The sequence below is a fragment of the Mycobacterium fragae genome, assembly GCF_002102185.1.
GTDB lineage: Bacteria > Actinomycetota > Actinomycetes > Mycobacteriales > Mycobacteriaceae > Mycobacterium > Mycobacterium fragae.
In genome coordinates this window covers 43123-55649 of record NZ_LQOW01000017.1, presented here as the reverse complement: position 1 = coordinate 55649, position 12527 = coordinate 43123, and the positions used below count along the sequence as shown (strand labels likewise).

General features: G+C 60.3%; 9 protein-coding genes. 5 read left to right on the top strand and 4 right to left on the bottom strand.

The window, feature by feature from the left end:
- The 3 genes from AWC06_RS09485 to AWC06_RS09475 all read right to left on the bottom strand — a co-directional run.
- The coding region (locus AWC06_RS09485) for a condensation domain-containing protein (RefSeq protein ID WP_244899060.1) at positions 1–1472 on the bottom strand (1472 nt) is incomplete at its 3' end.
- 49 nt (positions 1473–1521) lie between these two features.
- Positions 1522–1749: an MbtH family protein gene (locus tag AWC06_RS09480; protein ID WP_085196721.1), complete on the bottom strand. Its 228-nt coding sequence runs from the start codon at positions 1747–1749 to the stop codon at positions 1522–1524.
- 390 nt (positions 1750–2139) lie between these two features.
- The gene (locus AWC06_RS09475; protein ID WP_372458186.1) at positions 2140–2838 is read right to left on the bottom strand and encodes a TetR family transcriptional regulator; all 699 of its coding nucleotides are present in this window, start codon (positions 2836–2838) and stop codon (positions 2140–2142) included.
- Between the two features lie 271 nt (positions 2839–3109).
- Between AWC06_RS09475 and AWC06_RS09470 the strand changes: the two genes are divergently transcribed.
- From AWC06_RS09470 to AWC06_RS09450, 5 genes are all read left to right on the top strand, one after another.
- On the top strand, positions 3110–3565 hold the full coding sequence (locus tag AWC06_RS09470) for an MmpS family transport accessory protein (RefSeq protein ID WP_227371138.1): 456 nt from the start codon (positions 3110–3112) through the stop codon (positions 3563–3565).
- The gene (locus AWC06_RS09465; RefSeq protein WP_085196716.1) at positions 3562–6444 is read left to right on the top strand and encodes an MMPL/RND family transporter; all 2883 of its coding nucleotides are present in this window, start codon (positions 3562–3564) and stop codon (positions 6442–6444) included. The genes AWC06_RS09470 and AWC06_RS09465 overlap by 4 nt, the downstream gene beginning before the upstream one ends.
- 33 nt (positions 6445–6477) lie before the next feature.
- Positions 6478–9414: an MMPL/RND family transporter gene (locus AWC06_RS09460; RefSeq protein WP_085196714.1), complete on the top strand. Its 2937-nt coding sequence runs from the start codon at positions 6478–6480 to the stop codon at positions 9412–9414.
- 216 nt (positions 9415–9630) lie between these two features.
- The gene (locus tag AWC06_RS09455) at positions 9631–11001 is read left to right on the top strand and encodes a serine hydrolase domain-containing protein (RefSeq protein ID WP_085196712.1); all 1371 of its coding nucleotides are present in this window, start codon (positions 9631–9633) and stop codon (positions 10999–11001) included.
- Positions 10998–11213 carry a dodecin gene (locus AWC06_RS09450; RefSeq protein ID WP_085196710.1) on the top strand — a complete coding sequence of 72 codons (216 nt, stop codon included), beginning with the start codon at positions 10998–11000 and terminating at the stop codon, positions 11211–11213. The genes AWC06_RS09455 and AWC06_RS09450 overlap by 4 nt, the downstream gene beginning before the upstream one ends.
- 4 nt (positions 11214–11217) lie before the next feature.
- On the opposite strand, the gene lipL is transcribed toward AWC06_RS09450, so the two are convergent.
- Positions 11218–12483, bottom strand: coding sequence for an esterase/beta-lactamase LipL (lipL, locus tag AWC06_RS09445; RefSeq protein ID WP_085196708.1), 1266 nt, complete (start codon positions 12481–12483; stop codon positions 11218–11220).
- Positions 12484–12527: the final 44 nt, after the last annotated feature.

Here is a 12527-nt window from a genome sequence, read left to right as displayed (position 1 = left end):
TCCTCCAACTCCCCATACGTCATCGAGCGGCCCTCAAACGTCACCGCCACCGCCCGCGGACTACGCGCCACCTGCGCGGCAAACAACACCGGAACCGACACCGGCGCCGCCGCCGCCGTCAACACCCCCCGATTACTCCAATCATCGAGCCGGGGCTGCTCATCCTCATCGAGCAAATCAATCGACGACAGCCGCCGCCCCGGGTCGGCGGCCATCGCCGCCAATACCCGCTGCAGCCGCCACGCTAAATCGGAGACGTCGAAATTCGAGAACGGCTGCCCAGCGCCGGTCGTGTTGAGAAAAAGCTGGTCACCGCCGCTAGAGAAAATCAACCCAAAGGCGCCTACGAGGCCAGCATTGATCAATGACGCCGATGCCGCGACACCACCGAAGGGCAGAACAAATGTAGACGGGAGGAAATTAACGCTCACCCGATCAGAGGGCTGCCCTGGGTCGCGGAGCCGGGCCCTGCGCTCAAGCGCTTGCACCGGAAACCTCTGATGCTGCAGCGTCTCCCGTATTCGCGTGTCCACATGCTCGCAAAAATCGGCAACCGTAGACTCCGGCGACACCGTCAATACCAGTGGTACGACCCCGGCAAGCATCCCGGGCAGCGTCTTTGACTCCGGGGATACTCGCCTACTGACCGGGAAATCGAGCACCACCTCTGGACCCTCGGCACACCACCCACGCACCATCAGAGCGCACGCCGCAGTGATGACCGATGAGCGAGGCACGTTCCACGCGTGGGCTAAATCTTCAACTCGACGAACGACCAGAGGATCCAGTTGGACTGGCGCAGAAGGCTGGTGCAGATCACCCTCGGCCGCGGCTTGCTGAGACCGATAATTCGGTCCGCCGTCCGAGGGAAGGTTCGCGCTCCAAAAGGCCTCATCTTCTAGATAATCGTTGGACGCTTCGTATTCCAACTCGCAGTCGACTAAGTCTTGCAATGAGCCGAAGAAGGAAGGGGGGATTGGCGCGCCAGAAATGACTGCAGAGTAGATGGATGCGATCCGCTGGCCAACAAGGGCAATGCCGGATCCGTCTACGACTATATGGTGGCCACACCCGAACAAGTAGAATTCATCGTTCCGCGTCTTAAATAATGCGAATTTGAACAGCGGGCCGGTGAACGGCATTGGCGTATGTTGGATCGATAGCGCTATCGCCCGGGCTTCCTGAACGGGATCGGCCGAGCTGCTCAGGTCATAGAATTCCAGTTCGACATCCGGGTAATCGATGGCCTTTTGGAAAACCTGGCCATCCACCCCGAAGAAGGCGGATCTGACTGGTTCGGCGTCTCGCACCGCTCGGCGGATGGCCCATTCGAGAGAAGCACGTTCTACCGCGCCGTCGATCCTGACGAATAGGCCGAGTTGCCACTCAGTACTGGGATCACTCGTTTCCTGCGCGAGCCATATATCTAGCTGTCCGCGCGTGAGCGGAAGCGCCCCGCCGTCAAGTTCCATCAAACTCCCCCTTGAGACGGTTTACCGGTCAGAAAGCCCCCAGGATTACTTAGTCCGAAGACCGGTTCTCTGCCAGTCTGTCGCGCAGACTCTTCGGCCGTATATCGGTCCAGTTCTGTTCGATGTAGTCCAGACACGCCGCACGGTCAGCTTCGCCGTAAACCACTCGCCACCCGGCTGGAACATCTGCGAAGGTCGGCCACAGGCTGTGCTGCTCCTCGTCGTTGACCAAGACGAAAAAGCTGCCATTGTCGTCGTCGAACGGATTGATGCTCACCGATTCTCCAAACCACCTAGTTTGACGTGCGCGTAACGTTCCGAACCATACTGAAGCCCAAGGGTGTCGGTCCGGGGTTTCAACAAATTCCTGACGTTTCGGCAAGAAGATCCGCGAATGGTGCGTCGCGCAGGGTTCCGGCGGTGGTGGCTTTCTGAGCTGTGGCCTGCAGCAATGGGTTTGGCGTTGCGGCGTTTCGCTATCGAGCAGAGACGGGCGCCTCGAGAGACGATGACGTTCTGGTGGGTGTAGTGCCGCGAACGCTTGGATCAGTAGCCTCAGCCGGGGCGGACGCAGTCCCGAAAAGAAGCGGCGACGACCCCGCGATGGGCTATCAAGCGGGCGCGATGCCTGCCCTCTGACTGCCATCGGACCTAGACGAGCTCAGCGTCAGGTGTGGTTTCGCTCAGTCGATTCGGAGAGGAATCCGACGCAGGTCGCGGTCAGGAGTCGGGTAAGCGCGGAGGCGAAATCGAGGTTCCACTCGGTCGGAACCTGCGGTTCCTCGGCGAAGGCGTCGCTCAGTCCCTTCGGCGGGTGGGTGAGCTGCCACAAGGGCGCTGCCAAAGAGTAGGCAGCAAGAAGGACATTCAGTGCGCCCGAGCGCCCCAGCGCCGGCAACGCCTGCTGTATCGCATCCGCGAACGACATCACGGCAGCGGCGCTGGTCCGCCTGATCTCGACAACCCTGTCGAGATCGACCTCGTGCTCGAGGTGCAGGTGAAGGTTGGCGAGCAAGTCGCAGAAGAGCGGATCTGCGGCGAGACCGTTCGCTAACGTCTCGGCGACCCGCGAAGGCGACATCGGACCCGGCTCGCGCAACGCGGCGCACACGGTGTTCGACCACCTCACCCAACCTTCGGCTGCGAGATGCAGCAGCACTTCTTTATGGGAGGTGAAATAGCGGCGCACGGCGGAATAGTGGACCCCGGCGCGGTCGGCGACGGCAGTCAAGGTCACCGACGCGACACCCTCCTCCAGTGCCACCGAACGCGCGGCTGCCACGATCGCCGCCGCACGTTGGCGCTTTTGCTTCTCGGTGCGGGCGCGCTGGAAGGCAAACGACACCACCGTGCGAGGGTAACGCACATCACGTGATTTACGGGCCGATGCGAGACAATTCCTGTTTCCTGCCTTTACGCACGCGGTATGCATTACGATCCATATCGCGTTGCGAACGAGCCGATATGGAGGGCCCCGGCATGGTTTACTCATCAAGATCAGGTCGCGCTCCCTGGGGGCCGAACGCTTGAGGTGATCGCCGTACGCTAGCCTGCGACGCGCACCTCATGCGAGGTCGCCGTCTGGCGTGTCGCGGCCGATGTGTAGTTGCATGTTCGGGCGGTGACGATGATGCCGCGTGCGGAAATGGGAGGGGTGCGCGATTTTCAAAGTTTTGAGACGGTCGTGGATTCCGCTGGTCATACTGGTGGTCATCGCCAGCGGAGGGTTCACCGTGACAAGGCTTCACAGTGTATTTGGTTCTGAAAAGCGTCCTTCGTATGCCGATACCAAACTCAACGACACCAAACCTTTCAACCCCAAGCGCCTGACGTACGAGGTCTTCGGACCACCAGGGACGGTGGCCACCATTAGCTATTTCGACGTCAATGCTGACCCCAGGCATGTCGACAACGCGCCCTTGCCGTGGAAGTTGGAGTTCGCGAGCACCGAGGCGACGGCCGTCGGAAGTGTCTCGGCGCAGGGCGATAGTGACAGCATCGGCTGCCGCATCGTGGTCGACGGTGAAGTCAAAGCCGAAAGAGTATCGAACGAAGTGAACGCCTTTACCTTCTGCCTGTTGAAGGCCGCATGAGCTACGAACACATCGGCAACGGACACACCGCGCCACCGCGGCCGGCGCAGATGATCCATCGATTTGCCGTGCCTGTCATTTTGGCGTGGTTGGCGATCGCCGTCATTCTTAATTTCGCTGTCCCCACCTTGGAGCAGGTCGAGAAAGAGCATTCAGTATCGATAAGTCCCGACGATGCGCCGTCGTTCCAGGCGCTGAAGCGCATGGGCCAGGACTTCAAGGAAACTAATTCCCAGGGTGTGGCGATGATCGTCCTGGAGGGTCAGCAGCGCCTGGGCGACGAGGCTCACCGATACTATGATCGTTTGATTCGTCAATTAAAAGACGACCCCCGGCACATACAGCACATCCATGATTTCTGGGGGGACCCACTCACGTCGGATGCCGCGGAAAGCGCCGACGGTAAGGCAGCCTATGTTCAATTGGACCTCGCCGGTGAGCTGGGCCAAACTTTAGGGAACGAATCGACCCAGGCCGTCCGGGACATCGTGGACCGGACGCCAGCACCGCCGGGCATCAAGGCGTATGTCACCGGTCCTTCGGCGATCGCGGCGGACATGGGCCGCAGTGGCGACAGGACGTTGATCACAATTACGGTGGTAAGCCTCGCGGTGATCTTCACTACGTTGCTTCTCGTATACCGATCGGTTGTCACCGTAATTCTCTTGTTGCTGATGGTCGGGATTGAATTGCAGGTGGCCCGAGGTATCGTCGCGTTGCTCGGCCATAACGAGCTTATTGGTCTTACTACTTTCGTCGTTAATCTGCTGACATCCCTCGCGATCGCAGCTGGAACTGACTACGGGATATTCTTCTTCGGCCGTTATCAAGAGGCGCGTCAGGCTGGCGAGGATCGAATAACCGCCTTCTACACCACATACCGCGGCGTCGCCAAGGTCGTCTTGGCTTCCGGTTTGACCATCGCCGGAGCGCTTTACTGCCTCAGCTTTACACGGCTGACCGCTTTCCAAGCCCTGGGAATACCTTGTGCGGTAGGTATGCTGGTCGCGGTCGCGGTGGCGCTCACGCTGGTCCCGGCAGTTATTGCCTTAGGCAGCCGTTTCGGCATGTTCGAGCCCAAGCGCCTAGTCATGGGTCGTGGATGGCGGCGGATAGGCACGTCGATTGTTCGCTGGCCCGCGCCCATTCTCGTCGCGACGTTAGCGGTCGCACTTATCGGCCTATTGGCTCTGCCGGGATACAACCCCAGCTTCAACGACCAGAAGTTCATCCCCAAAGATATCCCCGCCAATCTGGGTTATACGGCCGCGCAGCGACATTTCCCCGCATCGCGAATGATGACGCCCGAAATCCTGATGATCGAGTCCGACCACGATATGCGCAATTCCGCAGACTTTCTGATATTGAACAAACTAGCGAAGGGCGTCTTCGCCGTTCCAGGCATTGCCAGCGTGCAGTCTATAACTCGGCCCACGGGAGCCCCGATCGCACACACCTCGATACCGTTTATGCTCAGCATGGGGCAGGCCAGCCAATTAGCAAATCTGAACTTTCAGAAATTGCGCATGAATGACATGCTCAAGCAAGCGGACGAGATGGCGAAAACAATCAGCCTAATGCAGCGCATGTATGGCCTGATGCAACAGATCACTGCCACGACTCATCACATGATCGGCGAAACGCATGACATGGTGGCGATCACTGAGGAATTGCGGGATCACGTTTCGGATTTCGAGGATTTCTGGAGGCCCATCCGCAGCTACTTCTACTGGGAAAAGCATTGTTACGACATTCCGATTTGCTGGTCGCTGAGATCCATATTTGATGGGCTCGACGGTGTCGACTTGATTAGCGATAAGCTCGAGGATCTCGTCAGGGATCTCGATAAGCTGGATATGCTCATGCCGCAGCTGCTCACCCAGTTTCCGCCAATGATCGCGACAATGCAGAGCACGCGGACCATGATGTTGACCATGCATAGCACGATGTCCGGGGTCTTCGGCCAGATGGAGGACTCAAGCGATAATGCAACAGCCATGGGGAAGGCTTTCGACAACTCCAAAAACGACGACTCGTTCTACGTGCCGCCGGACGTTTTCAAGAACAAGGATTTCAAACGAATCCTGAAAGTGTTCTTATCGCCGGACGGTAGGGCGGCCCGTATGCTCATTACGCAAAAGGATGATCCCGCGACACTCGACGGGATTTCGCGGGTCAACGCAATTAAAACTGCGGCCGAGGAGGCGCTCAAAGGAACTCCCTTAGAGGAATCCAAGATCTACCTCACTGGCACCGCAGCGATGACCAAAGACATTGTGGACGGCTCCAAATACGATCTCATGATCGCGGCAGTCGCTGCGCTGTGCCTGATCTTCATCATCATGCTGATCATGACGCGAAGTTTTATCGCCGCCCTGGTTATTGTGGGAACGGTAGCGCTTTCGCTGGGCGCGTCCTTCGGAATATCGATACTCGTCTGGCAGTACCTTCTCGGCATACAAATACACTGGGTAGTTCTGGCGATGTCGGTAATCGTCCTTTTGGCAGTGGGGTCTGACTACAACCTGCTGCTGGTCTCCCGGATGAAAGAGGAACTAGGAGCCGGGATAAACACGGGCATCATCCGCGCAATGGGGGGCACCGGAAAGGTCGTGACGAATGCGGGCCTGGTGTTCGCCTTCACCATGATGTCCATGGTGGTCAGCGACCTGACCATTATCGCTCAGATCGGTACCACGATCGGCCTCGGTTTGCTCTTCGACACGCTGGTCGTCCGCGCCTTCATGACCCCCTCGATCGCCGCATTGCTAGGACGCTGGTTCTGGTGGCCACAACAAGTGCGTCCCCGCCCCGCCAGTGCATTACTTCGGCCGTTAGGACCCCGTCCGCTGGTGCGCTCCCTGTTGCTGAGGAGCTAGCGGGATGTTTACCTTCTGCCCGTTGAAGGCAGCATGAACACCGAACGCCCTCGGCCGCCCCGTTTAGCTGGGACAATCCGCCGGCTGGCGCTGTTCGTAATCCTGGCCTGGGTGGCCCTGACTCTGATTGTGACCCTGGCAGTTCCATCGCTGGAGAAGGTCGGGCAACAGCATTCCGTATCGATGAGCCCTAGAGATGCGCCGTCGGTGCAGGCCATGATGCGCATGGGCAAGGACTTCAAAGAATCTAATTCCGACAGTTTCGCGATGATCGTGCTGGAGGGGAAACAGCCACTCGGCGACGATGCTCACACGTATTATGCCGGGTTGGTTCGTACGTTAAGAGACGATTCGAAGCACGTGGAACACGTGCAGGATCTATGGGGAGATCGACTCACTGCGGCGGGCGCGCAAAGCCCCGACGGTAAGGCCGCATATGTGCAAGTGAATCTGGCCGGCAACCAAGGCACAACCTTGGGGGATGAATCCGTGGCGGCGATCCGGGATATCGTAAAGCGGACCCCGCCGCCTCCCGGGGTCACGGCGTATGTCACTGGTGCGGCACCGCTGGTCGTGGATATGCAGCACAGTGGTAACAAATCCGTTCTGAAGATCACCGTGGTAACCGTCGTAATGATCTTCACGATGCTGCTTCTTGTGTACCGTTCGATCACGACCGTGGTTCTGCTGTTGGTCATGGTCGGGGTCGAATTAGCGGCGGCCCGGGGAATCGTCGCGTTTCTCGGCTACAACAATATTCTTGCGCTCTCGACATTCGCCATTAACCTGTTGGTGTCCCTTGGAATCGCGGCTGGAACCGATTACGCGATATTCTTCTTCGGTAGATATCAAGAGGCGCGACAGGCCGGCGAGGACCCGGAAACGGCCTACTACACCACTTATCGCGGAGTCGTCCCGGTTGTCTTGGCCTCCGGTTTGACTATCGCGGGGGCAATCTTTTGTCTGAGCTTTACGCGGATGCCCTATTTCCAGACGATGGGCATCCCGTGCGCCGTGGGCATGGTCGTTGCGGTCGCGGTCGCGGTCACGTTGGTTCCGGCGGTTATTGCCGTGGGCAGCGACGTTGGGCTATTCGACCCCAGGCGCAGGATCGGCGTCCGCCGGTGGCGCCGCGTCGGCACCGCGATTGTCCGCTGGCCCGCGCCCATTCTGACCGCCGCCTGCGCGATCGCACTGATCGGTTTACTGACATTGCCGGGCTATAAAACGAGCTACAACGACCGACTCTATATCCCCGACAATATTCCGGCCAATTTAGGGTTTGCGGCCGCTGACCGTCATTTCTCCCAGGCACGAACCATGCCGGAAATTGTGATGATCGAGTCAGATCACGATATGCGGAATCCAACAGACTTTCTGATTCTAAATAAACTAGCAAAGGCAGTTTTCCGGGTTCCTGGAATATCCCGGGTACAGGGCATAACTCGCCCTGAGGGAACGCCGATCGACCACACGTCAATACCGTTTCAGATCAGCATACAAAATGCGAGTCAGCAACAAACTATGCGGTACATGAAAGAGCGCATGCATGACATGCTTAAGCAGGCCGACGATATGGCGGTAATGATCGGCACCATGCAGCGCATGTATGGTCTTACGCAACAGATTACTGCCACGACCCATAGCACGATTACTCAAACGAAGGAAATCACCGCCATCACCAATGAACTGCGCGATCATTTTGCGGATTTCGAGGATTTCTGGAGACCGATCCGCAGCTATTTCTACTGGGAAAAACATTGCTACGACATTCCCATCTGCTGGTCGCTTAGATCCGTATTTGATGTGTTCGACGGTATTGACCTGATTAGTGAGAAGCTAAAGGATCTTGTCAAAGACCTCGACAAGCTGGATGCGCTCATGCCGCAGCTCCTCGAGTATTTCCCGCCGATGATTGCGAGCATGCAAAGCATGCGGACCATGATGCTGACCATGCACAGCACTATGACCGGGATCTTCGACCAGATGGACGACGCGAACAGTAACGTAATGGCGATGGGGCAGGCGTTCGACGCCGCAAAAAACGATGATTCCTTCTGGCTGCCTCCCGAAGTCTTCCAAAACAAAGACTTCCAACGTGCGATGAATTCGTTCCTGTCTCCAGACGGGAAAGCGGCTCGATTCATCATTTCGCAGAGAGGCCAGCCCGCGACTCCCGAGGGAATTAAGCGCATCAACCAGATAAGGACGGCGGCCGAGGAGGCGCTCAAGGGGACACCTTTGTCGAACGCCAAGATCTACACCGCCGGGACCGCATCGACCTATAAGGACTGGGGAGACGGCTCCAAATACGACCTCTTGATCGCAGGAGTTGGTTCGCTCTGCCTTATTTTCATCATCATGCTCATCATCACGCGAAGTTTTGTGGCCGCACTAGTTATTGTGGGCACGGTGGCAATCTCGCTGGGTGCATCGTTTGGACTGTCAGTACTGATCTGGCAGTATATTCTGGGCATAGATTTGCACTGGATGGTGCTTCCGATGTCGGTGATCATCCTTTTGGCCGTGGGGTCTGACTACAACCTGCTCTTGGTATCCCGGATGAAAGAGGAAATAGGCGCAGGGATAAACACGGGCATCATCCGCGCAATGGGCGGTACCGGCAAGGTCGTGACGAACGCGGGCCTTGTGTTCGCCTTCACCATGATGTCGATGGCGGTCAGCGACCTACGCATTATCGCTCAAGTCGGTACCACCATCGGTCTGGGTCTGCTGTTCGACACGCTGGTCGTCCGCTCGTTCATGACACCGTCTGCCGCCGCACTGCTAGGACGTTGGTTCTGGTGGCCGCAAGTAGTGCGCCCGCGCCCGGCCAGTCAATTGCTTGAACCTTACGCGCCGCGCCCGGTGGTTCGGTCCTTGCTGCTAAGGGAGGAGCAGGCGCACTACGACGATACGGACACCGACGTGCTCCCGAAGCCATCCCTGTGGCTTGATCCTCGCCCTTGACCAGCGGGGGCAGCGGCGGGCAACCGGCACCCTGCGTAGCGGGGTATGTCGACGAGAATCACCTACCGGGTTAAATACTCCCGGCTGTTGGCATCGGTACTGGAGCCTCTAGCCGACCGCTCGCTCGCCCACGGTCGACACGCCAGCAGACCGTTCGAGGCGCCCAGCACCAGAACAATGCGCCACTGCGGCCGCGCCAGGCGTTAGGTTCGGCCCATGATCCCACTCCTAGACACCACGACCCGGTCCCTGCGACGCATCGCTCTCGGCAAGCAGCGCGAGGCGCGGGTCCCGGGTCTCTACGCAGCGGTGTGCCGCGGGGGCGAGCTTGTGTGGGGCGACGGGATTGGCGTCGCGGACCTGGACGGTGACCACGCGCCCGGGCCAGACGACCAGTTCCTGATCGGCTCGATCACCAAAACGCTAACCGCGGTGATGGTCATGCAGCTGCGAGACGAGGGGCGGCTCACCCTCGACGACCTACTCGGCGATCACGTCCCGGAAGTCTCCCACCCGATCACCATCCGGCAATGCCTCGCCCACGTGTCGGGGATGGCCCGCGAGCCCCTCGGTGAGGTCTGGGAGACCCTGGAACACCCAGACTCGGAAGTGCTGCGGCGCGACTTCGATCGCGTCGAACGGATCCTGAGGCCCCACGAGCGCTGGCACTACTCCAATGTCGTTTACGCGATGCTCGGCCAACTGGTCGGGGAGCTCGACGGGCGGCCCTGGAAAGATTCGCTGCGCACCCGGCTGCTGGAGCCGCTGCAGCTGCGGCGCACCACGGTTGGGTTCGATGACGGCCCTCGCGCGACGGGGTACTACGTCGCGCCGTACGACGACGTCCCTCGAGTGGAGCCGGTCATGGACCTCAAGGCGATGGCACCGGCCGGCGGCCTGGCCAGTGCGGCCTCCGACCTGACCCGGTGGTCGGCGTTTGTGGCGGACCCGCCCGCGGAGCTGCTCTCGCCGGACACGATGGAGGAGATGTGCCAGCCGCAGATCCTGCTCAATGCGGAGGTCTGGACCGGCGCGATGGGACTGGGTTTCTTCCTCATGCGCTCGGCTACCAACCGTACCTGGGTGGGCCACACCGGCGGGATGCCCGGCTACATCACCGGCGTCTTCACCCACCGCGAGTCGGGCACGGGTGGAATTGCGCTGATGAACGCGACCGTCACGCCAGCGCCCTCCACGCTGGCGATCGAGCTAGCCGACCACGTGGTCGAGCACGACCCGGTGGAGGACAGACCGTGGCGGGCCGGCACGGAGGTGCCCGAAGAGCTGCGCGGCATCCTTGGTCGCTGGTTCTCCGAGGGTCATCCCTTCGTGTTCGTGGTGGAGCAGGGACGGCTCAAGGCACACATCGACGTGCCGATGGCCGCCGATCTCCCGCCGTCGGTGTTCGAGAAGATCTCCGACGACGTCTATCGCACGGTATCCGGACGGGAGCGCGGTGAGCAGCTGCGGGTGACCCGCGCAGCCGACGGCACGGTCACCAAGCTGAACTGGGCGACGTACCTCTTCACACGTGAGCCGACCACCTTCGGCGAGCGCGTCAATTCACCGAAGAAAGGGACGCCATGACCGACCACACCTACCGCGTGATTGAGATTGTCGGGAGCTCTCCCGATGGTGTCGACGCGGCGATCCGCAACGCAGTGACCCGCGCCGCAGAGACGATGCGGGGCCTGGACTGGTTTGAAATGCAGTCCGTCCGTGGCCACCTGGAGAACGGGACCATCGCGCACTTCCAGGTGACGCTGAAAGTCGGCTTCCGGCTCGAGAACGCTCAGTAATCCGTTAGCCCGCAACGGCTCCCGGCTCCGAGAAGGGTGCCCCGAAGTTCGCCACCCGCTCGAACCCGTGTTTGCGCGCCTCCTTAGCGCCGCGGCGGAGCAGGGTGCCGGTCGCGACGAATCCGCCGTGGTCGATCAGCACGAACGGCGACAAGAGCCGGTTGTGCACGAATCCGAACGCCAAGCCGCTCTCCGGATCCGCCCACCCGAGTGAGCCACCCAGTCCGGCGTGGCCGAATCCGGGCAGCAAGTTGAAAGGCACCCGGTGATAACCGAGGTGAAATGACAGCGGCACCACGAGATTACGGTCCAGCCGCAGACTCGGTCGACCAGTCAGACCGGCTACCAGCTCGCGAGACAAGAACTGGGCGCCGTCGATCTGGCCGCCGTTGGCGATCGCCCCGTACATCCGGGCCAGCCCGCGTGCCGTCGTCACCCCGTTCACCGAGGGTATTTCGGCGTCCAGCAGCGGAAGATCGCCTTGCACAACGGCTTTCATGCCCGGGAAGTACATGGCGCCGAATCCGGCGGACATTTCCAGGGCGGCGATCTTGGGTGCCAGCGCGTCGAACAGCGGATTGCGTATGGTGCTCTGCGGCATGATGATCTGCGAGGGCTGCGTCGCCGCGTCGGCCGGCGGCCGGCCCAGGTGCAGGCCGTCGGTGTCCAGCGGCTCGGCCAACTCCTGGCGGATCAGCTCCCGCATGCCCTTTCCGGTGACCGCCCGGCCCAGTCCGGACATCAGCCAGCCGTAGGTGATCGCGTGATAGGCGGGTTTGCCGAACGAGGCGCCCGCGGGCGCCGCCGCTAGCCGCTCTTCCATCACTTCGTGATCCAGCAAGTCTTTTTTGCTCGCGCCGTGCAGCGCCGACAATCCGGCCCGGTGCCGCATCACCTGGCGGACGGTGATGTCCGCTTTGCCGTTCGCGGCGAACTGCGGCCAGTACTCAGCAACGGGTGCGTCGTAGTCGATCAGGCCGCGGTCGACGAGGCGATGGATGACAGTCGAGGCCATTCCCTTCGTCGCCGAGAACACGAGTGCGCCGGTATCCGCCGACCATGGCACCCGTCCGCGCCGGTCGGCCCACCCGGTCCAGACATCGACGACGGGCTCGCCGTCCAGATACACCGCCAGTGCCCCGCCGCCGAATCGCCGGCCCCGGAACATGGCCGCGAAGCTCCGTACCGCGCAGGCAAAGTTCGGGTCGGCCGCACCGTGGACTCCGCGCGGCAGCACTGACCTGCGGTTGCCCACAACTTCCAGCCTCATACGATCGAATGTACCGAGCTGGTCCGCAAACAACTGTGAAGTTA